The 23521-nt window shown below is 57.4% G+C and carries 21 protein-coding genes; 13 read left to right on the top strand and 8 right to left on the bottom strand.

Annotated elements, in window-relative coordinates; all coding sequences use genetic code 11:
• Positions 1–169 precede the first annotated feature (169 nt).
• Positions 170–565 carry a transposase gene (locus OJ965_RS19470; RefSeq protein WP_009092595.1) on the bottom strand — a complete coding sequence of 132 codons (396 nt, stop codon included), beginning with the start codon at positions 563–565 and terminating at the stop codon, positions 170–172.
• Between the two features lie 525 nt (positions 566–1090).
• Between OJ965_RS19470 and OJ965_RS19465 the strand changes: the two genes are divergently transcribed.
• Positions 1091–2347 (top strand): oligosaccharide flippase family protein, encoded by a 1257-nt coding sequence (locus OJ965_RS19465; RefSeq protein WP_033736443.1) that lies wholly within the window; start codon positions 1091–1093, stop codon positions 2345–2347.
• Between the two features lie 8 nt (positions 2348–2355).
• On the top strand, positions 2356–3306 hold the full coding sequence (locus tag OJ965_RS19460) for an ATP-grasp fold amidoligase family protein (protein ID WP_033736441.1): 951 nt from the start codon (positions 2356–2358) through the stop codon (positions 3304–3306).
• Between the two features lie 72 nt (positions 3307–3378).
• On the opposite strand, the gene OJ965_RS19455 is transcribed toward OJ965_RS19460, so the two are convergent.
• Positions 3379–3660, bottom strand: a complete 282-nt coding sequence (locus tag OJ965_RS19455; RefSeq protein WP_009092592.1) for a YjcB family protein — start codon at positions 3658–3660, stop codon at positions 3379–3381.
• Positions 3661–3914: 254 nt separating this feature from the next.
• Positions 3915–4340, bottom strand: coding sequence for a superoxide response transcriptional regulator SoxS (gene soxS, locus OJ965_RS19450; protein WP_009092591.1), 426 nt, complete (start codon positions 4338–4340; stop codon positions 3915–3917).
• A gap of 100 nt (positions 4341–4440) precedes the next feature.
• Between soxS and soxR the strand changes: the two genes are divergently transcribed.
• The 4 genes from soxR (at position 4441) to OJ965_RS19430 (ending at position 9134) form a co-directional block, all read left to right on the top strand.
• Entirely contained in the window at positions 4441–4926 is a 486-nt protein-coding gene (gene soxR / locus OJ965_RS19445) for a redox-sensitive transcriptional activator SoxR (RefSeq protein ID WP_009092590.1), read from the top strand.
• A 39-nt stretch (positions 4927–4965) separates the two neighbouring features.
• Positions 4966–5631: a glutathione S-transferase family protein gene (locus tag OJ965_RS19440; RefSeq protein ID WP_167428935.1), complete on the top strand. Its 666-nt coding sequence runs from the start codon at positions 4966–4968 to the stop codon at positions 5629–5631.
• 358 nt (positions 5632–5989) lie between these two features.
• Positions 5990–7339 carry an NCS2 family permease gene (locus tag OJ965_RS19435; RefSeq protein WP_058957003.1) on the top strand — a complete coding sequence of 450 codons (1350 nt, stop codon included), beginning with the start codon at positions 5990–5992 and terminating at the stop codon, positions 7337–7339.
• Between the two features lie 145 nt (positions 7340–7484).
• Positions 7485–9134: a Na+/H+ antiporter gene (locus OJ965_RS19430; RefSeq protein WP_009092586.1), complete on the top strand. Its 1650-nt coding sequence runs from the start codon at positions 7485–7487 to the stop codon at positions 9132–9134.
• Positions 9135–9176: 42 nt separating this feature from the next.
• Here OJ965_RS19430 and OJ965_RS19425 read toward each other — a convergent pair whose 3' ends face one another.
• Positions 9177–10079, bottom strand: a complete 903-nt coding sequence (locus OJ965_RS19425; RefSeq protein WP_009092585.1) for a LysR family transcriptional regulator — start codon at positions 10077–10079, stop codon at positions 9177–9179.
• A gap of 102 nt (positions 10080–10181) precedes the next feature.
• Here OJ965_RS19425 and OJ965_RS19420 point away from each other — a divergent pair, with 102 nt between their 5' ends.
• From OJ965_RS19420 to OJ965_RS19410, 3 genes are all read left to right on the top strand, one after another.
• The gene (locus tag OJ965_RS19420; RefSeq protein ID WP_046101023.1) at positions 10182–10607 is read left to right on the top strand and encodes a CidA/LrgA family protein; all 426 of its coding nucleotides are present in this window, start codon (positions 10182–10184) and stop codon (positions 10605–10607) included.
• Complete coding sequence (locus OJ965_RS19415) at positions 10600–11295, top strand: LrgB family protein (protein ID WP_046101024.1); 696 nt, start codon at positions 10600–10602, stop codon at positions 11293–11295. Before OJ965_RS19420 ends, OJ965_RS19415 begins: the two co-directional genes overlap by 8 nt.
• Positions 11296–11431: 136 nt before the next feature.
• The gene (locus tag OJ965_RS19410; RefSeq protein ID WP_009092582.1) at positions 11432–11977 is read left to right on the top strand and encodes a YfaZ family outer membrane protein; all 546 of its coding nucleotides are present in this window, start codon (positions 11432–11434) and stop codon (positions 11975–11977) included.
• Positions 11978–12055: 78 nt separating this feature from the next.
• On the opposite strand, the gene OJ965_RS19405 is transcribed toward OJ965_RS19410, so the two are convergent.
• The 3 genes from OJ965_RS19405 to acs all read right to left on the bottom strand — a co-directional run bounded on the left by OJ965_RS19405 (position 12056) and on the right by acs (position 16133).
• The gene (locus OJ965_RS19405) at positions 12056–13711 is read right to left on the bottom strand and encodes a cation acetate symporter (protein ID WP_009092581.1); all 1656 of its coding nucleotides are present in this window, start codon (positions 13709–13711) and stop codon (positions 12056–12058) included.
• Complete coding sequence (locus OJ965_RS19400; RefSeq protein WP_009092580.1) at positions 13708–14037, bottom strand: DUF485 domain-containing protein; 330 nt, start codon at positions 14035–14037, stop codon at positions 13708–13710. Before OJ965_RS19400 ends, OJ965_RS19405 begins: the two co-directional genes overlap by 4 nt.
• Positions 14038–14177: 140 nt before the next feature.
• Positions 14178–16133: an acetate--CoA ligase gene (acs, locus tag OJ965_RS19395; RefSeq protein ID WP_009092579.1), complete on the bottom strand. Its 1956-nt coding sequence runs from the start codon at positions 16131–16133 to the stop codon at positions 14178–14180.
• A gap of 585 nt (positions 16134–16718) precedes the next feature.
• Here acs and gltP point away from each other — a divergent pair.
• From gltP to OJ965_RS19375, 4 genes are all read left to right on the top strand, one after another.
• Complete coding sequence (gene gltP, locus OJ965_RS19390; RefSeq protein WP_009092578.1) at positions 16719–18020, top strand: glutamate/aspartate:proton symporter GltP; 1302 nt, start codon at positions 16719–16721, stop codon at positions 18018–18020.
• Positions 18021–18378: 358 nt separating this feature from the next.
• Positions 18379–19290: an N-acetylmuramic acid 6-phosphate etherase gene (gene murQ / locus OJ965_RS19385; RefSeq protein ID WP_265137515.1), complete on the top strand. Its 912-nt coding sequence runs from the start codon at positions 18379–18381 to the stop codon at positions 19288–19290.
• Complete coding sequence (gene murP / locus OJ965_RS19380; protein ID WP_265137514.1) at positions 19290–20744, top strand: PTS N-acetylmuramic acid transporter subunit IIBC; 1455 nt, start codon at positions 19290–19292, stop codon at positions 20742–20744. Before murQ ends, murP begins: the two co-directional genes overlap by 1 nt.
• A 227-nt stretch (positions 20745–20971) precedes the next feature.
• Positions 20972–22516: a methyl-accepting chemotaxis protein gene (locus OJ965_RS19375; RefSeq protein WP_154928646.1), complete on the top strand. Its 1545-nt coding sequence runs from the start codon at positions 20972–20974 to the stop codon at positions 22514–22516.
• On the opposite strand, the gene OJ965_RS19370 is transcribed toward OJ965_RS19375, so the two are convergent.
• Entirely contained in the window at positions 22513–23490 is a 978-nt protein-coding gene (locus OJ965_RS19370; RefSeq protein ID WP_009092573.1) for an AraC family transcriptional regulator, read from the bottom strand. The two genes, OJ965_RS19375 and OJ965_RS19370, sit on opposite strands and share 4 nt — an antisense overlap.
• Positions 23491–23521 lie beyond the last annotated feature (31 nt).

Genomic DNA, 23521 nt, shown 5'->3' with positions numbered 1-23521 from the left:
GCTGTTGTGAATCAATTTTACCGCAAAAAAAGAAGCTTAGCCGTGAAGCCATTCATTAGTTATAAATGGAGCGGAAAGGGGTGCCGCAATTGTCCTGTTAAATGATCTTCATCTCTTCTGGTAAGAACAAATCTCAGCGTTAAGTCTGGTAAGCGCGGTAGCATGGGGGTTATCGGTTCTCCGTGCCTGACGGATAATGGTAAACGCTGCGGCTGATATCCAGCAGGCGGCAGCTGCGGCGGGTGCCGATGTCAAACGTGGTCTGCAGGAAGTCTACAGCCTGACGCTTTTCATTCGTGGTAAAGAAGTGCTTAAGCACGCTCTGCAGCATCTCTTTATCCGAGTTGAGGGTCTGCAGCTCGCGCGTCGCATTCTGCAGTTTTTCTTCCAGCTCCTTGATTTTTCTGCCTTCTTCCGAAGACAACCCAGAAAACTTCTTCTTCCAGCTGTAGAACGTGGCTTCAGAGATGCCTAACTCTTCACAAATCTCTCTGACTTTCACGCCCGATTCAGAAGCTTTAATGGCATTTGTGATTTGATCTTCGCTGTATCGTGACTTTCTCATAAATGCTCTTACCTTTCTTATCGATTAATGGATGAGAATGACTTTAATAATTTCTGGCACTGTTAGATTCTATTAATGCAGTATTAAAGTGCGCCAATGGAATAGCGAAGCCTAAATTAAGATATTTAGAATAAATATCATCATGGGATAAATCTTATTTTATTCTTATCCGCAGGCCGCGCCTTCCTGGAGGCGGATTTTTGTTATAAATTCATCGCATCCCGAATACGGAAAAATTAAACGTAAACCGGATATTTAGCCTGACCGACCCGAATAATAGGGGGGTTATGGCCGTTTAAGGTTGGGTTATTTTCAGCCTGAAATCGTTTCCATTTGAAGTGATTCGCGCCAGATATAATAAGAATTATCCTGAATTCACTCTCCGGATTATGATCAACTTCTCAATTTTCGGACCAGCCTGGTCTGAAGTCTTACATTTTCGCCAGGCCTACTGCGCGCTTATTAATTCGTTACAGGGATGTTGTACCGAAGCGGTTGTAGTTGAGTAATACTAAGGAAGAGTCGATGAAATTGAGCGTAATGTCTAATGCCGCCTGGATGATGTCTGAAAAGATCATCTCCGTATTTGGCGTCATTTTTGTGACGTCTTACGTGGCAAAATCCTTTGGCCCAACGGTGTTTGGCCAGATGGCGTTTTCAACCTCACTATTTGCAATGGTGCAAACCGTTGCCATCTTTGGCACCGAAACCATTCTGTTTAAGCGTGTCAGCAAAAATGCCTCAAAAGGCCTGCGTCTGATGAGCATCGCCCGGACGCTGCGGATGGTGTTGTTACTGGTCACTTCGGTGCCAGTCTTAATCTGGGTCTGGTACAACATGCAGGAAAATTTTCTGGCATTTGCACTGGCCTCATTTGTGGCGTCCGTTTTTGTCACCCAGGACACGTTCAGCGTCTACAACAATGCGCGGCTGGCCTCGCGCCTGAATACCGTTGCCAATGCGACAGGCATGCTGCTGAGTTTTGGCATCAGCTTTACCATCGCCTGGCTGCGCCTCAATCCGCTCTGGCTGACGCTCTCCATTGTGTCGGTGACCCTGGTGCCTTACCTGATTAAGCGTCACAACTTCTATCAGGATCATCAGGACCAGATGCCGCCGCGCGAAAAGCGTACCACCTATGTGCGTTATCTGATGTATGCCGGTCTGCCACTGGCCATCTCCAGCATCTTCATCTCTGTGCAGGTGAAAGCGGCGCAGATGTTTCTGGCAGGCACCGCGCCGGCGCGCGACCTCGGCCTGTTTGCAGCGGCGAATACCATTTCCGCCTCCTGGATTTTTATCCCGGTGGCGCTCATCACCTCCTGCTTCACTGAAATTTTCAGGGAGCGCGGCGAGGTCGCCATTAAGCTTGCCGCCCGGCTCAATGGCTATGTTATGGCGGTTTCACTGCTGATGCTGCTGATCATCTCGCTCTTCGGCGAGCGGATCATCATCGCGTTGTACGGGCCGGAATACACACAGTCAGGAAGTCTCATTACGTTGCTGTCGATAGCCACCAGCTTTTCGGCAATGGGGACCGTAGCCTATCGCTACATGGTTAAAGAGGGAGGATTCAATTACCTGCTGAGGAAAATCGTCTGTCTGATGGTCATCAGTTTGCCGCTCTCCTGGTGGTTGATCCAGGGTCACGGCATCATGGGGGCCGCGTGGAGCGTTTTCCTTTCAGAACTTTTGTCCCTGACCGTAATGAATTACTTCTTTAAAAACGGCGTCATTCAAAAGATTCAGGTTTCCTCACTCAACTACAAAACCTACAAATGAGGTCAGATATGCTCAAGTTGAAAGAAGAACTCAGAAGAAGTGTGCAGTATTTTATTAAGAAGATGCCCTGGGCTTATCAGGATCGCATCTACTACTTCCACAAGTTCAGAAAACTGCCCAATCTGCGTCAGCCAAAAGTGTTCAACGAGAAGGTGCTGTACCGTAAGTTTATCTTCGGCGATTACCAGAACTACGGTCGCCTGTCAGATAAGTACTCGGTGCGCGAATTCATTGCTGAGAAAATCGGTGATGAGTACCTGATCCCGCTGGTACACGAAACCACTGACCCGACCACGCTGAACAGCTTACCCTGCTGGAAGGGGACGGTGATTAAACCGAACCACGCCTCCAACATGGTAGAGATCCTGCTGGAAGAGCCGGATGCCCTGCGCAAGCAGCAGATCATTCATGACTGCTATCGCTGGCTGAAGACCGACTTCGCCAACGAAGCGCGTGAGATTCACTATCGCTACATCAAGCCACGTATTCTGGTGGAGAAGTACATTGGTGATGGCAAAAGCGCGCCGATCGATTACAAGTTCCATATGTTCAACAAGCGTGATGGCCGGTTTGAATATGTGCTGCAGGTGATCTACAACCGCTGCCAGCCGCTGCTGTCGATGAATTTCTACGTGAACAACCTCCAGGAGGCGTATCACAAGATTCGTGACACCGGGCTGGATGTCTCACCGATCATGCCGTCACTGGAACATGCGCTCGAACTGAGCAAGAAGCTGGCCAGTGATTTCGACTATGTGCGCGTGGACTGGTATATCCATGACGAGCGGATCTACTTTGGTGAGCTGACCTTCACCCCGGGTGCAGGACTGGTCACCGGACTGGATCGCGGTTTAAATCAGATGATGGGAGATATGTGGATTCAGGACCGCCGCGGAACGCAGAGCCCGGGCGTTACAGTGCAGGATGTGAATATCCCTGCCATGTTGAAGAAAATTTAAACACACAGCAATATAAAAAACCCCGCGCAGCGGGGTTTTTTATGCCTGTCGATTGGGGATTATCGCAATCGATCAGGGCATCGGCCAGTCAGCAGGTGCCTGGCTCATCACATCGATAAACGCATGCTTTGAGATTTCCAGAAAGTTATGCACGTTTTCCATGCTCAGGGTGATGCCCATCAGCCCCGTCACAAACCAGCAGGTCACACCTAAACCAATCCCGCCACACATAAACGCCATCACATGACGGCTATCCTGACGCAGTCGGGTTTTCAGGGTACTGGCAAAAAACATCAGAACTGCGCTCAGCAACTCCCAGCGCATAACAAGAAAACTGGCGGTTAACGTGGCCATCGGTGGACCTCAATATCAGTAAGGATTCCTGACAATTCGCGGACATCACCGGCGGCAGAAAAGCGTGTCAGGAGGGGCTTTTTCGCCGTCAAACCAGGTTCAAAGTGTGACTTGGGTCACATTATATCACCCGATTTTAAATTTTGAACAAAATTTGACTCTGGTATGGCAGCTGGAGCGGGGGAAAAATGAACGGCAGGGGAGGAAATGCGGGAAATTCAGTCAGATGCGCCTGTTGCAGGCGCATCTGCCGGTCAGCGAACCGGACAGCACTCACCGGTGGTGCGCTGGGTATAGCTGCCAATGCCGTCGTTGCAGCCAAAGCTCAGCAGGCGAGGGCGCTGAATCGCCTGACGTCGCATGGTATGCCGGTAGGCGGTTGGCGTCTGCGAAAACTGGCGGCGAAACACGCGGGAGAAGGTCTGCTGCGAGTCGTAGCCATATTGCATTGCGATATCAAAAACCGGGCGCTGTGTCTGCGACAGCGCTTCTGCTGCCAGGGTCAGGCGACGCTCACGAATATAGCCACCCAGCGTCTGTTTCGTCACGGTACGGAACATACGCTGCAGGTGCCATTTTGAATAACCCGATTTAGCGGCAACTTCATCGATCGACAGACTCTTGTCGAGGTTCTGGTCAATCCAGTGCGTCAGGGAATGAATGATCTCTTCTTGCATCATGGCCTCATCCTTCTGGTGCTTAATAAGTGATATAGGGAGTTTCGTCGTTTTGATAGAGAAGGAGTATAATTCCTCAAGTTAACTTGAGGTAAAGGGCCTGATGAAAAAAGAACGCAACTATCCCAAACCGGTGTTAACACCGGGTGAGGTGGCGCGCCGTAGTGGTGTGGCGGTGTCGGCACTGCACTTTTATGAAAGCAAAGGGCTGATTTTCAGCACGCGTAACAGCGGCAATCAGCGGCGATACAGTCGTGACGTGCTGCGACGCGTGGCGATTATCAAGATTGCTCAGCGCATCGGTATTCCGCTGGCGACGGTCAGCGACAGTCTCGATCACATCCCGGCTGACAAACGGATGTCGACACCGGAATGGGATGCGCTGACCCGGCACTGGCGCGAAGAGCTGGATAAGCGCATCGAAACCCTGACCCGCCTGCGCAACGATCTGGATGGATGTATCGGCTGCGGCTGCCTGTCGATGCGCGACTGCCCGCTGCGTAATCCCGGAGACCGGCTGGGCGAGCAGGGGTCGGGTGCGGTGCTGCTGGACCCGGAACAGGATGATAAACATCCGGATGTGGAGTGACGTCTATACTGAAGAGAGGTCAAAACACAGGGAATCATGATGATCACCGTTCACCATCTTGAGCAATCGCGCTCGCAACGCGTATTGTGGCTGCTGGAAGAGCTGGAAGTGCCGTACCAGATTAAACGCTATCAACGCGAACCGACGATGCTGGCCCCGGAGGCGCTGAAAAAGGTGCATCCGCTGGGGAAATCGCCGGTGATTACCGACGGCAACCGGGTTGTGGCCGAGTCGGGAGCCATCCTGGAATACCTGGAAGAGAACTACGATCACACCTTCCGGCTGAAAATCAGTGATGAGGCGTCACGTCTGCAGTGCCGCTACTGGCTGCACTATGCCGAGGGATCGCTGATGCCGCTGCTGGTGATGAAGCTGATCTTCGGGCAGATGGGCAAAGCCCCGGTGCCGTGGCTGCTGCGTCCGGTCGGGGCGGCATTCGGGAAAGGGGTGCAGAAGGCGTATCTGGATAAACAGCTAAAGCCGCACATGAAGATGATTGAACAGCATCTGGCAGCTAACCCCTGGTTTGCCGGTGAGCGCTTCTCCATAGCCGATGTCCAGATGAGCTTTCCACTGCTGGCACTGGCGCAGCGCGCCGGGCTGGATCAGATGCCCGCCACCCGGAAATGGTTAGAGACCGTGCAGCAGCGCGCCGCCTGGCAGCGCGCGATCGCTCAGGGCGGCGAGCTTTCGCTGCCAGGCTGATCCTCTTTTTCGCCCGGCGAGCCGTCTCTCTTCACAGCTATGCCGGTGCCATGTCCGCCAGAAACCGCTTTAACTTCAATGCGTCAGCGCGTTGCACTGATCCCGGCTGCACGCTTTTTCGCCGCGAACCGCGGATCTTTATGCTGAACAATCTCCCTCTGACAGTTGAAACTGTGCCGCCAAACGCCGGATAATCGCCTGCCTTTTTATCCGGCCGCCTTGAGCGACCCACACTCTGCGGCAAGGTAAACGTTTGCCTGCCGGGTCCATCCGGTCAGGGTTACCGTCTACCCGCTTATTCCAGGGACAGCGATGGCCGCAGAGCGATCCACACAACAAAAATTTTTGAGGCTCAATTATGTCAACTGAATCACGCCCGGCCAGTGGAAAACTGGACGCCTGGTTCTCGATCTCGGCGCGAGGCAGCAGCGTGCGTCAGGAAATTCTGGCCGGACTCACCACCTTTCTGGCGATGGTTTACTCCGTAATCGTCGTGCCGGGGATGCTGGGCAAAGCCGGTTTCTCCCCGACGGCCGTCTTTGTCGCCACCTGTCTGGTCGCCAGCTTTGGTTCTATCCTGATGGGCTTATGGGCCAATCTGCCGATGGCGATTGGCTGCGCGATCTCGTTAACCGCCTTTACCGCATTCAGCCTGGTGCTGGGTCAGCACATCAGCGTGCCGGTCGCGCTGGGTGCGGTGTTCCTGATGGGCCTGCTCTTTACGCTGATCTCCGTCACCGGTATCCGTGCGTGGATCCTGCGCAACCTGCCGATGGGGGTGGCGCACGGCACCGGCGTCGGAATTGGTCTGTTTCTGCTGCTGATTGCGGCGGATGGCGTGGGCCTGGTCGTTAAAAATCCGGCTCCCGGCCTGCCGGTCGCCCTGGGCCACTTCACCACCTTTCCGGTGATGATGACCCTGCTGGGTCTGGCGGCGATTATCGGGCTGGAGAAGCGCCGGGTGCCGGGCGGCATCCTGCTGACGATTATCGCTATTTCACTGCTGGGACTGATCTTTGACCCGGCGGTGACGTATCACGGGCTGTTTGCGCTGCCTGACCTGCGAGATGCGCAGGGACAGTCGCTGCTGTTCAGCCTCGATATCATGGGTGCCCTGCAGCCGGTGGTGCTGCCGAGCGTGCTGGCACTGGTCATGACGGCGGTCTTTGATGCCACCGGCACCATTCGCGCCGTGGCCGGGCAAGCTAATCTGCTGGATAAGCAGGGCCAGATCATCAATGGCGGCCGTGCCCTGACCTCGGACTCTGTCAGCAGCCTGTTCGCCGGTCTGGTCGGCGCGTCGCCGGCGGCGGTCTATATCGAGTCGGCGGCGGGAACGGCGGCGGGCGGCAAAACGGGTCTGACCGCCATTGTGGTCGGCCTGCTGTTCCTGGCCATTCTGTTTATGTCGCCGCTGGCTTACCTGGTACCGGCATACGCCACGGCACCTGCCCTGATGTATGTGGGTCTGCTGATGCTGAGCAACGTGGCAAAAATCGACTTCGCTGATTTTGTCGATGCGATGTCGGGTCTGTTAACGGCGGTGATCATCGTGCTCACCTGCAACATCGTGACCGGCATCATGATTGGGTTTGCCAGCCTGGTGGTGGGCCGCCTTTTCGCGGGCGAGTGGCGCAGGCTCAACGTCGGCACCGTCGTGATTGCCGTTGCGCTGGTGGCGTTTTATGCCGGAGGCTGGGCGATCTGACTGCTGAACCGGACGTGTAACAATGCGTCCGGAATTTTTCACTTTTTTCCTCCTCGTCGCACGCGTAGCTGACACCCTTCATCGCCGTTTGTTTTACACTTTATCGCTTAACCAATGACTGAAAGAAACGACGCCTAAGGAAAGCATGGAAATCTTTTTTACTATTCTCATCATGACGCTGGTCGTGTCGCTCTCCGGCGTCGCGGCCCGCATTCTCCCTTTTCAGATCCCGTTACCCCTTGTCCAGATCGCCGCAGGTGCGCTGCTGGCCTGGCCGACGTTTGGTCTGCATGTCGACTTTGACCCGGAGCTGTTTCTGGTGCTGTTCATCCCGCCGCTGCTGTTCGCGGATGGCTGGAAGACGCCGATCAGTGAGTTCCTGCATCACGGTCGTGAAATTATCGGCTTAGCGCTGGCACTGGTGCTGATTACCGTAATTGGTATCGGCTATCTCATCTACTGGATGGTGCCAGGTATCCCGCTGATCCCCGCTTTTGCACTGGCGGCGGTACTGTCGCCCACCGACGCCGTGGCGCTCTCCGGCATCGTCGGTGAAGGCCGCATTCCCAAAAAGATTATGTCGATCGTGCAGGGTGAAGCACTGATGAACGACGCGTCGGGCCTGGTGTCGCTGAAGTTTGCCGTGGCTGTCGCCATGGGCACCATGGTCTTTACCTGGGGCGGCGCGAGCATTGAATTCCTGAAAGTCGCCGTCGGTGGTCTGGTGGCGGGTGTGGCGGTCTGCTGGCTCTACGGGAAATCGCTGCGCCTGCTCAGTCGCTGGAGCGGTGACGACCCGGCGACCCAGACCGTTCTGCTGCTGCTGCTGCCGTTCGCCTCTTACCTGATTGCCGAACATCTGGGTGTGTCAGGCATCCTGGCAGCCGTGGCGGCCGGTATGACCATCACCCGCTCCGGCATTATCCGTCAGGCTCCGCTGGCGATGCGTCTGCGCGCCAACAGCGTCTGGCAGATGCTGGAGTTTGTCTTTAACGGCATGGTCTTCCTGATGCTTGGCCTGCAGTTACCGGACATTCTGCAGACCTCGGTTGACCAGGCGCAGGCCGATCCTAACGTCGAACTCTGGATGCTGTTCGCTGATATCGCGCTGGTCTATCTGGCGCTGATGCTGGTGCGTTTTGGCTGGCTGTGGATTATGCAGCGCTTCAGCAAACGCCTGCTGAAGAAGAAGCCGCTGGAGTTCTCCAACTACTCGCTGCGCGAACTGCTGATCGCCTCTTTTGCCGGTGTCCGCGGTGCGATTACCCTGGCGGGTGTGCTCTCAATTCCCCTGTTCCTGAGCAATGGGGAACCCTTCCCGGCGCGTTATGAGCTGGTGTTTATTGCAACCGGGGTGATTCTGTTCTCGCTGCTGGTGGGCGTGGTGATCCTGCCGATTCTGCTGCGCGGCATTGATACCATCGACAAGGGTGCGCATCGCCGCGAACTGCAGAACGCCCGTGCGGTCATGGCAGGAGCCGCGATTGAGAGCCTGCACAAAATGGAAGAGCGGCTGGAGAAGGAGTCGGAAGAGAATATCGATCCGGAGCTGCTGAAAGAGGTGAGCCTGCGGGTGATCGGCAACTTACGTCGTCGCGCCGAAGGGAAGAACGACCTCGAACATGCGCTGTTCGCTGAAAACCTGGAGCGTCGCTTCCGCCTGACCGGGCTGCGCGCCGAACGCGCCGAGGTCTATCATCTGCGCGCCACTCAGCAGATCTCCAATGAGACGATGCAGAAATTACTGCACGACCTGGACCTGCTGGAAGCGCTGCTGATCGAAAAAGAGGAGTAATCCGCAACGGGCGCGTCTGCGATAACGCGGCGCGCCCGCCTGCTACACCGACAGACGCGGCGGCTGATCCGGCCAGTGCTCGCGACAGCATGCTATCCACGCCTGCGCACTGCGCGACAGATAACTGCCTTCCCGCCAGATCAGACCCAGACTCCACTTCAGCTCCGACTCCAGCGGCAGCCACAATAAAGAGTGCTTATCCAGCCGCTGACAGATCGGTTCCGGCAGAATCGCCAGCCCCATTTCCGCCTGCACCATCGCCGCCAGAAAGTCCCACTGGCCGCTGCGCACCGCTATGGTCGGCGTCAGACTGAGCCGCTGAAACGCCTGCATCAGCTGACGGTTCAGCGAAAACTCCTCGTTGAAAATCAGCAGCGGATGCTGCGCCAGTTCAGCCAGTCCAATCTGCTGGCGGCCAAGCCACGCCGGATGCCGGGGCAGCAGCACGCAGAGCGGATGGTGCATCAGGGGCAGAGTGTTCAGCGGCAGCCCGGCGTCAACCGGCAGGGCGGTCAGTGCGATGTCCAGAGTGCCCGCCAGCACCGCCTGCTGGACGGTCAGCCCGCCAAACTCCGAAATTTTCAGCGCCACACCCGGATAGCGGCGGCGAAACGCGGAGATCGATCCGGCTATCTGCATCCCGACCATCGGTGGAATGCCGAGCCGCAGCTCACCGGTTTTCAGCTCGTTGATGTCACCGATCTCCGCTTCCAGCTGATGAAACTCCTGCAGGATCGCCAGCCCGCGCTGATAGACCGCCTGTCCGCTGTCGGTAAGATGCAGGCGACGGCCATCACGCAGAAGCAGCGTACAGCCCAGCTCCTCCTCCAGCTGGCGCAGCATTTTGCTGATGGTCGGCTGCGTCACAAACAGTTTCTGTGCCGCTCGGGTAAAGCTCTGCTGGCGAACCACTTCAGTAAAGTAACGCAGGGCACGGACATCCATAACTATTCCTTTCAGGCATGATTACGATAATTTTAATTCATTTTTTTCACCTTCTGTCGGCGATTTATACTGGTGCGGTGAATTTAATCGGGAGAGAAGGGTATGGCGTTAGCACTCACACCACGCAGTCACCGCGCAGCGCAATGGCTGAGTCTGCCGCTGCAGCTGGGGTTCTATATCGGTCTGTTTATCGCCTGCGACCGGCTGGTGACGTGGCTGCATCTGCCGTTGCCTGCCAACATCGTCGGCATGCTGCTGCTGCTGGCATTGATCGTGACGCGCGTCGTGCCGCTCAACTGGGTGAAAGCGGGGTCACGCTGGCTGCTGGCCGAGATGCTGCTGTTCTTCATTCCGGCCGTGGTTGCGGTGGTCAACTATGGCGATCTGCTGCGGGTCGACGGCTGGCGCATCTGCGTGGTGATCGGCGTCAGTACCCTGCTGGTGCTGGCTTCTACCGCCTGGGTCGTGGATCGGCTTTATCAGTATGAAGTCGCGCGTGCCGCGCGTAAGCAGGGCCCCCATGCGTGATATTCTGCTCAGCCTGCTCTGTGTGGCGGTGACCCTGCTGGTCTATGCGCTGAATAAACGGCTCTACCGGCGCTGGCGGACGCTGCTGCTGATGCCACTGGTTATGACGCCGCTGGTGCTGGTGGCGCTGCTGCTGCTGACGCACATCAGCTGGCAGGATTACATCGCTGAAAACCACTGGCTGCTGTGGCTGCTGGGGCCCGCTACGCTGGCCTTCGCCGTGCCGGTGTATGAGAACGTGGCGATTATTAAGCGTCACTGGCTGTCGCTGAGCGCGGGCGTCGTGACCGCCACACTGGTGGCCGTCTGCAGTTCCGTCTGGCTGGCGCGGCTGCTGACGTTACCGGAGTCGATTCAGCGCAGCCTCGCCGTTCGCTCCATCACCACCCCCTTTGCGCTGGCCGCCGCGGGGCCGATTGGCGGACAGCCCGATCTGGTGGCGCTGTTTGTGGTGATCACCGGCGTGTTTGGCATGGCGGTGGGTGACGTCCTGTTTCTTCGCATTGCCATTAAGCAGGGCGTAGCGAAAGGCGCGGGACTGGGCGCAGCATCGCACGGCGCCGGAACGGCACGTGCTTATCAGCTTGGGCAGCAGGAGGGGGTTGTCGCCAGCCTGGTGATGATGCTTTCTGGCGTGGTGACCGTGGTTCTGGCTCCGCTGATTGGACACCTGATGTGGACGATATAGTCTACACTGCTCTGCGCAGGCGACTCTCCTGACCGCGACACGTATTTTTACGTAAAGTTTTCCGGATAATGTTGTCTCCGTTTTTCAGGCTGTTAACCTTGCGGCCGAATTAATTGTCCTTTCATGGAGTGGAATCATGTTTAAGCAACTTGTTACCGGGAGCGCCCTCGGGCTGGTTTTACTGAGCGGTGCCGCTCAGGCAATCGAAGGCAGTGTTGATGTCAGTGAACACAACACCAACCTGAATCTGGGTCTGGGCACCACCACGCCGGGGCTGTTTCTGAAGGGTAACTGGCTGCGTAGCGACCATGACGGCAGCACCTACGGTGCCGGTCTGGGTTACAACGTCGATTTCGGGCCGCTGCGTCTGGCGCCGACCGCAAAAGCGATCTTCACCCATCCTGAAGATGGAAAAGATGGATTTGCGGTGGCGCTGGGTGGTGCAGCACACTACAGCCTGAACAGCATGTGGGGCCTGTATGGCGAATATTACTATGCGCCGGAGTCCTTCACCGATCAGCTGGACAGCTATCAGGAAGCGGCGGGCGGCCTGAGCTTCACGCCGGTCTCACTGCTTAACCTGCGCGTGGGTTATCAGTACATCGAGCTGAACAACAAAGATGGACGCAAAGATAACGTGCTGGTCGATGGTCCTTATGTCGGGGCTTCACTGCGTTTCTGATGCGCGACATGAAAGAAAAGGGCGGCTGATTGAGCCGCCCTTTTTTTATGGCCTGTTTCTGCCCGTTTCAGAGGGCAATCAGTGCGCTTTACCCTGCTCAATACCGGTGCCGGTCTGCGAGCGAATGAACTGCGCCCGGAAGCGCGAACGCTCCTCTGCACCCTGCGGCGAATGGTCGGTGATCGAGAAGATCCAGATGCCCACAAAGGCCACGATCATCGAGAACAGCGCCGGATACTCATACGGGAAGATCGGTGTGGCGTTGCCCAGCACCTGCACCCACACCGTCGGGCCGAGGATCATCAGGATCACCGCGGTCAGCAGACCGAGCCAGCCGCCCACCATCGCGCCGCGCGTGGTGAGTTTTGACCAGTACATCGACAGCAGGATGATCGGGAAATTACAGCTGGCCGCAATGGAGAAGGCCAGCCCGACCATAAAGGCGATGTTCTGCTTCTCAAACAGAATACCCAGCGCAATCGCCACCACGCCCAGCGCCAGCACGGTGATTTTAGAGACCCGCAGTTCATCCTTTTCGCTGGCCTGACCTTTACGGTAAACGCTGGCATAGAGATCGTGCGACACCGCCGACGCGCCTGCCAGGGTTAAGCCCGCCACCACCGCCAGAATCGTGGCAAAAGCGACCGCAGAGATAAAGCCGAGGAAGGTGCTGCCGCCCACCGCATTCGCCAGGTGCACCGCCGCCATGTTGTTACCGCCTATCAGCGCACCCGCCGCATCTTTAAACGCCGGATTCGCGCCGACCAGCAGAATGGCCCCAAAGCCGATAATGAAGGTCAGGAAGTAAAAGTAACCCATGAAGCCGGTGGCCCAGAAGACGCTTTTCCGCGCTTCTTTGGCATCGGCCACGGTGAAGAAGCGCATCAGAATGTGTGGCAGGCCAGCCGTACCAAACATCAGCCCTAAGCCCAGTGACAGCGCCGAAATGGGATCTTTGACCAGTCCGCCAGGCTGCATAATCGCGGCGCCTTTGGGATGGACCGCCATCGCTTCGGTGAAGAGCGTATTAAAGCTGAAACCGGTCGCCTTCATGACCATTACCGCCATAAAGGTGGCGCCAAACAGCAGCAGCACCGCTTTGATGATCTGCACCCAGGTGGTGGCGAGCATGCCGCCAAACAGCACATACATCACCATCAGAATGCCGACCAGAATCACCGCCACATGGTAGTTAAGACCAAACAGCAGCTGGATCAGCTTCCCGGCCCCCACCATCTGTGCAATCAGGTAGAGCGCCACCACCACCAGCGAACCGCAGGCGGAAAGGATGCGGATCGGCATCTGCTTAAGACGATAGGAGGCGACATCCGCAAAGGTATAGCGACCCAGGTTACGCAGCCGTTCGGCGATCAAAAACAGAATCATCGGCCAGCCGACCAGGAAGCCGAGCGAGTAGATCAGCCCGTCATAACCGGAGGTGTAAACCAGCGCCGAAATGCCCAGGAACGACGCCGCGGACATAAAGTCACCCGCCATCGCCAGACCGTTCTGGAAGCCGGTGATATTGCCACCCGCGGTGTAGTAGTCATTGCGTGAACGGGTTCGTCTGGAGGCCCAGTAAGTAATCCCCAGCGTGGCCCCGACGAAAATCATAAACATGATGATCGCCTGATAGTTGGTTGCCTGACGCTGCACGGCACCGGTTATCGCATCGGCGGCCAGCGCGGAGAAAGGCAGCATCAGGGCCAGCAGCCATAAGGTGAGTCGGGTCATGATTTCACCTCGCTGAGGATCGCTTTGGTTAAACGGTCAAACTCCCCGTTGGCGCGCCAGACATAGACGCCGGTCAGCAGAAAGGAGACCACAATCAGCCCGACACCAATCGGGATACCGCGGGTCACGTTGGTGCCGGCGTGCAGCGGCGTACCGAGCCAGCCGGGCGCGAACGCAATCAGCAGAATAAAACCGACATAGAGCACCAGCATAATCAGCGACAGCAGCGTCGCGAACGCCTGGCGTTTACGGACTAGCTCATGAAAACGGGGATTACGTTCAATCTGTTGATTGATTGCATCCTGACTCGAAAGGGCGTCATTCATCACATTTTCTCCAGAGGTCTTGCAGGGGAGAACCTCGCGTCAGGACGCGGATTCAGCTGGTTATAATATTTGTGACTACCGAAACAGACTGCGTGGGGCGAGGGTGGCGGGAAGCGATCTTCCCGCCGGACAGCGTGCGCTTAAGGCATGTTGATGGACTGTTTCTCCTCAAGCAGTTTTTCTACGACGCCAGGATCGGCGAGCGTGGAGGTGTCACCCAGATTGCTGGTGTCGCCGGTGGCAATTTTGCGCAGAATACGGCGCATGATTTTGCCGGAGCGGGTTTTCGGCAGAGAGTCCGTCCAGTGCAGCACATCCGGCGTGGCTATCGGGCCGATCTCTTTGCGTACCCACTGGCGGACTTCGGTGTAAAGCTCCGGTGACGGCTCCTCGCCGTGATTCAGCGTGATATAGGCATAAATCGCCTGACCTTTGATGCTGTGCGGAATGCCCACCACCGCGGCTTCGGCAATTTTCGGGTGCGACACCAGCGCCGACTCAATTTCGGCGGTGCCGAGCCGGTGACCGGAGACATTGAGTACGTCATCAACGCGGCCGGTGATCCAGTAGTAGCCATCCTCATCGCGACGGGCACCGTCACCACTGAAGTAGGCATTTTTAAAGGTGGAAAAATAGGTCTGCTCGAAACGGTCGTGATCGCCAAAGAGCGTTCGCGCCTGTCCGGGCCAGGATTCCGTGATCACCAGGTTGCCTTCGCAGGCACCTTCCTGAGGCTGACCTTCATTGTCTACCAGCGCGGGCTGCACCCCGAAGAACGGCCGGGTGGCGGAACCGGCTTTCAGCTCGGTTGCACCCGGCAGCGGGGTGATCATGAAGCCGCCGGTTTCGGTCTGCCACCAGGTGTCCACAATCGGGCAGCGGCTGTTGCCGATTTTCTGATAGTACCACTCCCAGGCTTCCGGGTTGATCGGCTCGCCGACCGAACCCATGATGCGCAGCGTGCTGCGGTCAGTGTTCGCTATCGCCTTATCGCCTTCCGCCATCAGCGCACGGATAGCCGTGGGCGCGGTGTAGAGCAGGGTCACTTTATGTTTATCGACCACTTCCGCCATGCGGCTCGGTGTGGGCCAGTTCGGCACCCCTTCAAACATCAGCGTGGTTGCGCCACAGGCCAGCGGGCCATAGACCAGATAGCTGTGACCGGTGACCCAGCCGACATCGGCGGTGCACCAGTAGATATCATCCTGATGGTAATCAAAGACAAACTTAAAGGTGGTCGCCGCATAGACCAGATAGCCGCCCGTGGTGTGCAGTACCCCTTTGGGTTTACCGGTGGAGCCGGAGGTATAGAGGATAAACAGCGGATCTTCTGCACCCACTTCGGCTGGGGAGTGGTTGGTGCTGGCGTTCTGCATCAGGTCATGCCACCACCGATCGCGGCCTTCCACCCAGCCTACCTCTTTACCGGTGCGCCGGAAGACCACCACGTTCTTCACGCTGGTGACGGCAGGATTTTTTAATGCGTCATCGACATTTTTCTTCAGCGGGATGCTGCGGCCGGCGCGGATCCCTTCATCTGCTGTGATCACCAGCGAGGCACTGGAGTCGACGATACGGCCCGCCACCGCCTCCGGTGAGAAGCCGCCAAAAATCACCGAGTGAACGGCCCCGATACGCGCACAGGCCAGCATCGCCACAGCCGCTTCCGGCACCATCGGCATATAGATCGCTACCACATCGCCTTTTTTCACCTCCAGCAGCTCCAGCACGTTGGCGAAGCGACAGACTTCAGCATGCAGCTGGCGGAAGGTCAGGGTTTTGCTCTCGCTGGCGTCGTCGCCTTCCCAGATAATGGCCGGGTGGTCGCCGCGCGTGGCGAGATGACGGTCAAGGCAGTTTGCCGCCAGGTTCAGCGTGCCATCTTCGTACCAGCGAATGCTGATGTTACCCGGTGCAAACGAGCAGTTTTTCACGGTGCTGTAGGGCTTAATCCAGTCAAGGATTTTGCCCTGTTCGCCCCAGAAACTGTCCGGGTCGTCGACAGAGTGCTGATACATCGCCTGATACTGTTCTGCTGTGATCAGGGCATTCGCTGCAATGTTCTCTGGAACAGGATGTTTGTGGTTTTGGCTCATGGCGGATCTCCTTGAAGATGTTAATGATATGTCAATCAATAGTTAATTGAAGCCTGCCCTGAGCCTTTGTTTCTTTTTTGCGCCACAGATCACGGGATATTTCTTCGCCGCCTGAGCGGGAGGCTATCCCGATATTTCTGCTGGATAAGCCGACGGGGATAAGGGCGACAGGCATGACCTTTTGACACTCACCCTGAATAAAAAGCAAGCAAACGCGCCGGGAGCCTTTTTAACCGCTCCTGCATAGCTATGCGTAAATTCATCGAAGTAATACTTTTCATAACAGCAGGTTAGGGTTTTTCAGCGTCAGCAGCACTTTATGCTACTCAGGTGGTGAACTTTTAATCGGATCCGCCAGGGGTTGCATTTACCACAGTGAAAATGGTACTTATCTCGCCCCTGTTCTGCAGGTATCAACTCAGACCGCGTCTGAAAATGGGTATGGGAATCGTCAGATTTTCATACGAGGCGCTGTTTCAAGACACCCTCTAATTTACCGGGCTTTTTGCTCACTCCCTGTGTGTATCGTCTTCTGCACCTTCGCAGCAGAGAAAAAACGGGTTTTGACTGAGGAAATGACACGTTATGAAAGGTTTTAAAATCAGCCTGGCCTGGCAGATTCTGACAGCCCTTGTGCTTGGTATCATTGTGGGCGCTGTGTTGCATAATCAGCCAGACAATCGTGAATGGTTAGTCACCAACATTCTCAGTCCGGCAGGCGATATCTTCATTCATCTCATCAAGATGATTGTGGTACCGATTGTGATTTCATCCCTGGTGGTCGGCATTGCCGGCGTCGGTGATGCAAAGAAGCTGGGACGCATCGGCGTCAAAACGATTCTCTACTTTGAAGTGATCACCACCCTTGCCATTGTGGTCGGTATTACGCTGGCCAACGTATTTCAACCCGGCACCGGCATCGATATGTCAACGCTGGCAACGGTGGACATCTCTAAATATGAAGCGACAACGGCAGAGGTGCAGGGCGGTCCGCACAGCCTGGTTGCCACCATTCTGTCGCTGATCCCGCAGAACATCTTCGCCTCAATGGTGAAGGGCGACATGCTGCCGATTATCTTTTTCTCGGTGCTGTTTGGCTTAGGCCTCTCGTCTCTGCCGTCAGAACAGCGCGATCCGCTGGTGAACCTGTTCCGTGGCATCTCTGAAACGATGTTTAAAGTCACGAACATGATCATGCGCTATGCGCCGGTAGGGGTGTTTGCGCTGATTGCGGTGACGATTGCCAACTTCGGCTTTGCCTCGCTCTGGCCGCTGGCCAAGCTGGTGCTGCTGGTTTATGTGGCGATTCTCTTCTTCGCCTTCGTGGTACTGGGCGGCGTGGCGCGTCTCTGCAAGCTGCGGATCACCACCCTGATGCGTATCCTGAAAGATGAGCTGATCCTCTCTTACTCCACCTCCAGTTCGGAAACCGTACTGCCACGCATCATGGAAAAGATGGAAGCCTACGGCGCGCCGAAAGCGATCACCAGCTTTGTGGTGCCGACCGGCTATTCATTTAATCTCGATGGTTCAACGCTTTATCAGAGCATCGCGGCCATCTTTATCGCGCAGCTCTATGGCATTGACCTGTCACTGACCGACGAGATTGTGCTGGTGCTGACGCTGATGGTGACCTCGAAAGGGATCGCCGGCGTGCCGGGCGTGTCGTTCGTGGTGCTGCTGGCCACCCTGGGCAGCGTCGGCATTCCGCTGGAAGGCCTGGCGTTTATCGCTGGTGTTGACCGCATCATGGACATGGCGCGTACCGCGCTGAACGTGGTCGGTAACGCGCTGGCGGTGCTGGTGATTTCCCGCTGGGAAAACCAGTTCGATGCAGAACAGGCGAAGGCGTACGAGCTGCAGCTGCGGACGCAGACCGCAGGCTGATCATCGTCGTTCACGCAGAAAGGGCTCAACGAAAGTTGGGCCCTTTTTTTATGTGGCTTAGTTCATACCGGGTCGATAGGGCAGATGTCCGGCTAAAACTTCTTTTCAAACAGCAGTAAAACAGCCTGAGGGAAGAAAATGTTCACCTGACGAGTAAAGCGTCCCACGCCAGGGACGGCGTGGGCCGAGCGTCATGGATGACGAATGCGTCTTTACGATCAGGTGAACCTTTTCTGACCGGCTCCGGTTTGACAACGACGCCACTCACATCCAGTGAAAAAAGATCTCCCCCAGCGAATTAATCATTCTTTATAATGTTTTTCGGTTTGAATAATTTATTCCTTTTGCGGAGCCCGCCATGAAACTCGACCTCAGCCAGATGATTACCGAAGGCCGCAACCCGGCCAGCCAGAACATTGACGAACTCTCCACCGAAGCGATGCTGCGCATCATTAATGATGAAGATAAAAAGGTCGCGCTGGCGGTTGAGGCTATCCTGCCGCAGATCGCTGCCGCCGTTGACGCCATCTGCGCCGCCTTCCGGGCCGGTGGACGACTGATCTACTGCGGCGCAGGCACCTCCGGACGGCTCGGTATTCTGGACGCCAGCGAATGCCCGCCCACCTTTGGCACCCCCCGCGAACAGGTTATCGGCCTGATCGCCGGTGGCCATACCGCCATCCTGCAGGCGGTTGAAAACGCCGAAGATAACCGGGAGCAGGGCGCGCAGGATCTGAAAGATATCCACTTCAGCCGCCACGATATCCTGGTCGGTATCGCCGCCAGCGGTCGCACACCCTACGTGCTGGGTGCGCTGGCTTACGCGAACAAACTTGGCGCGACCACCGTGGCGCTCACCTGTAATCCGGACAGCGCTATGGCACAGGTTGCCGCGATTGCGCTCACCCCGGTGGTCGGCCCGGAGATTGTCACCGGCTCTTCCCGCATGAAAGCGGGCACGGCGCAGAAACTGGTGCTCAACATGCTTACCACCGGCGCGATGATCCGCAGCGGAAAGGTCTACGGCAATCTCATGGTGGATGTGGAAGCCACGAATCAGAAGCTGGTGCAGCGCCAGGTCAACATCGTCATGCAGGCCACGGATTGCGATGACGCCACGGCCCGCGCCGCGCTCACCGCCTGCGGCGGACACTGCAAAACGGCCATCCTCATGGTGCTGGCCGGACTGGACGCCGATGAGGCAAAAGCGCTGCTCAGCCAGCATCAGGGCTTTATCCGTCAGGCTCTGCAGGCAGCGGGAGCACGCTGATGGCCAGCATCACCGTAGCACTGCTGCGCGATATCCTGCAGGCGGTCGGCGGGGCGCGCAATATCGCAGCCTGCGGCCACTGCATGACGCGGCTGCGGCTGACGCTCAATCAGGCCGGGCAGGCCGATCTGGCACGCCTGAAAAGCCTGCCGGGCGTGCTGGGCGTCATCAACAGCGAGGCGCAGCTTCAGATTGTCCTCGGTCCGGGGAAAGCGCAGACCGCCGCAGAAGGGATGCAGCGCCTGCTGTCACAGGAGGATATCTCGCCACCTCACCACCAGCAGACGGCGGATCTGGCGCAGCGGGCGGCGGAGCAGAAGCAGCAGCTCAGGGCGAAACAGACCCACGGCGTTCACCAGTTTCTGTCGCGTTTTGCCACCATTTTTACCCCGCTGATTCCGGGCTTTATCGGCGCGGGCCTGCTGCTCGGTTTTGCCACGCTGATTGAGCAAAGCCTCCACCTTAATGCGCCCGGCGACCATGCGCCCTGGCTGCTGCACACCGTGGCGTACATGAAAGTGTTCGGCAAAGGGCTGTTCACCTTTCTCAGCATCCTGATTGGCTACAACGCGCAGAAAGCCTTTGGCGGCAGCGGCGTCAACGGTGCCATCATCGCCTCGCTGTTTGTGCTGGGCTATGTGCCCACTGCCACCACGGGTTACTACAGCGGGATGGAGAGCTTCTTTGGCCTCAGCATCGATCCGCGCGGCAACATTATCGGGGTGCTGATGGCGACGATTATCGGGGCATGGATTGAGAAACAGCTGCGCCGCATCATTCCCGATAACCTCGATATGATCCTCACTTCGCTGTTTACGCTGGTGATCACCGGCGCCATCACCTATCTGCTCATCATGCCGCTGGGCGGTGAACTGTTCAGAGGGATGTCCTGGCTGTTCATCCATCTCAACAATAATCCCTTTGGCTGTGCTCTGCTGGCCGGGCTGTTCCTGATTGCGGTGATGTTCGGCATCCATCAGGGCTTTATTCCGGTCTACTTTGCACTGATGGAAAGCCAGGGCTTTAACTCCCTGTTTCCGATTCTGGCAATGGCGGGGGCCGGGCAGGTCGGTGCAGCACTGGCGCTGTGGTGCAAAGCGGAGAAGGGGGCACTGCTGCGGGCGCAGATCAAAGGTGCCATTGTGCCGGGCCTGCTGGGTGTCGGTGAACCTCTGATCTACGGCGTCACCTTGCCGCGCCTCAAGCCCTTCATCACCGCCTGTGGGGGCGGAGCGCTGGGCGGTTTCTTTATCGGACTGGTGGCGTGGCTGGGATTACCGGTGGGGATGAATACGGTATTCGGGCCATCCGGTCTGGTCACGCTGCCGCTGATGACGTCCGGACAGGGGATCTTCGCCGGGATGGCGGTCTATCTGGCCGGGCTTATGGTCGCCTGGACCGGCGGGTTTCTGCTGACCTGGTGGTTCGGCACCCGAAATGTTGACCTCAGCTGACGGGCTGCCGGAATTCTGAAATCCGGCTAACGGATGAATAATCACCCAAAAATGTGAAAGCCGCTGCAAAGTGGCTTTTTTCGCGGCAGAAATTTAACAGAAACGCTAAAGAGAGTACAGAAGCATGCCGAAAACATAAAAAAAGGTAATCGTTATCTCTCAGCCCACCGTTTTCCCGCTGACAGTTAAGCTGTTGCGGGCAGAAGGTGGGTCTTCAAGGATTTTTGATGCGTAACAACCAGCCTGTCTCTCAGCGTGAATATCTGTTCGACGATCATGCGACACTGATGTCCACCACAGATCTCAACAGCCACATCACCTACGCCAACGACGCCTTCATCGAAGCGAGCGGATTTACCGCCGACGAGATCAACGGCCAGCCGCACAATATGGTGCGCCATCCCGACATGCCGCCGGAAGCCTTTGCTGATATGTGGGCGACGCTGAAGCAGGGCGAGCCCTGGACCGCGCTGGTCAAGAACCGCCGTAAAAATGGCGATCACTACTGGGTGCGGGCCAATGCCATTCCGGTGGTGCGCGACGGCAAAGTGCAGGGTTATATGTCGGTGCGCACTAAACCCACCGCGGAAGAGGTGCGTCAGAGCGAAGCGCTCTATCAGGATTTTCGTGAAGGCCGCGCCAGAGGGCGACGTTTTCACAAAGGCCTGCTGGTGCGCAGCGGCTGGGGCCGTCCCGCCTCATTGCTGAAGACGCTGCCACTGCGCTGGCGGATCCGCAGCACCCTGCTGGCGCTGCTGCCCCTGTCGGTGGCGGGTACCTGGGCGCTGGGTATGACACCGGCGGCCCTGGCCGGTTTTGCTGCCGGTATGGCCGCTCTGCTGACACTCAGCAGCCTGTGGCTGGAGCAGCAGATCTCCCGCCCGATCGAGCGGATGTGTCAGCAGGCCCTGCGCGTGGCGACCGGAGCCAGCCATCAGGTTGAGCAGATGGATCGCGTGGATGAGGTGGGCGTGACGCTACGCGCCATCGGCCAGCTCGGCCTGATGTTCCGCTGGCTGGTGGATGATGTCAGCGGCCAGGCGATCAACGTTTTAAGCGCCAGCGACGCTATCGCCCGCAGCAATAACGAACTGAGTCGTCGCACCGAGCAGGCGGCCGCCAACGTGCAGCAGACGGCGGCCACCATGAACGAAATGACCGCGACGGTGAAGAGCAATACGGAAACCGCGCATGAGGTAAATACCCTTTCTGCCGACACCAGCAGTGCGGCCAGCAAAGGCGGTGAGGTGATGAGCGAGATGATGGAGATGATGGGCGAAATTGCCGACAGCTCGAAGCGAATCGCCAATATTACCAGCGTGATCGACGGTATTGCCTTCCAGACCAACATCCTGGCGCTGAACGCGGCCGTGGAAGCGGCACGGGCCGGTGAACAGGGCAAAGGCTTTGCGGTGGTAGCGGGCGAGGTGCGCAGTCTGGCGCAGCGCAGCGCCAAAGCGGCCAGTGAGATTAAAATGCTGGTCGAAACCAGCGCTGGCCGGGTCAAATCGGGCAATGAACACGCCAGCGCGGCAGGCCGGACCATGCAGGATATCGTATCGCAGGTGCAGAATGTCACGGCACTGATTGCCCAGATCAGTGCCGCCACCGCCGAGCAGGCCACCGCACTCAGTGAGGTGAGTTCAGCGGTGGAAGATCTTGATGACATTACCCATCAGAACGCCGCGCGCGTATCGGAAAGCGCCGAGGCGTCGGGCCGCATGACCCATCAGGCAAACCGTCTGGTGGAGGCGATCAGCGTATTCCGCTAAGCGGCAGATGAGGCGGTCAGCGCCTGCGTGCCTTCGCGTCCGGCTCGGAGCGCGCCTGGCGACTGACCGACGATGCGTTTAAAGGCGCGGCTGAACGCTGCAATCGAACCGTAGCCGAGATGGTAAGCCACGGCTTCCACCGCTTCGCCATTGTTCACAATCCGCTGCACCGCCAGCCGCATCCGCAGTTCGGTCAGATAACGTAACGGCGTCATGCCGGTGGCGTTGAGAAAACGGCCGGCAAACACCGAACGCGAACAGCCCGCCACGCTGGCCAGCCGTGCGACCGTCCAGTTTTCGCCCGGCTCCCGGTGCATGGCGGCAATCGCCTGACTCAGCCGCGGATCGCGCATCGCCTGCACCAGCCCGCTCTGCTGGCCGCAGCCGTTCTCCACCCAGCCGCGCACAATCAGCGCGGCAACCACGTCGGCCAGACGCGACAGAATACCGGCAAATCCCGCCTGCCGGGTGCGCGACTCCCGTTCCATCGCCGCCAGGATCGGCTGAATCTCCGGATACTGCGACAGCAGGGTACTCACCAGCATCACATCCGGCATGGTATTGATCAGCGGCTGCATGCCGCCCAGTTCAAATGCCATACAGGCGCTGAACAGCAGCACGCTGTGCTCATCCTCACCGGCATCCTCCGGGGCGGCGATGGCGCAGACGCTGTCGCAGATCGGCTTGCTCGTCATATTTTTCACACACAGACAGGCCACCTCCTCGCCGGAGATCAGGCTGTGCGGTTTACCGTGCGGTACCAGCAGCGCATCGCCGCTGTGAAGCGGAAACACCTCACCGGAGGCGCTGCGCACCAGCAGTGAGCCGCGGCCGACAAAGTGAAACTGCGCCCGGCCCGGTGCGTGATCGAAGCGCAGCCCGAACGGTGCGCTTACGGCGATACGCTGATAGTTGACGCCATAAAGGCGCATCCCCATCAACAGCTCGCTGGTCAGGTCTCCATAGTGGCTCATGCGATTCCAGACGAATTATCAAAAATGAAGG

Origin of the sequence: Pantoea anthophila, assembly GCF_026104315.1 — a bacterium.
GTDB classification, from domain to species: domain Bacteria; phylum Pseudomonadota; class Gammaproteobacteria; order Enterobacterales; family Enterobacteriaceae; genus Pantoea; species Pantoea anthophila.
The sequence above is the reverse complement of the archived record's forward strand: the minus strand, read 5'-3'. Positions and strand labels throughout refer to the sequence as shown.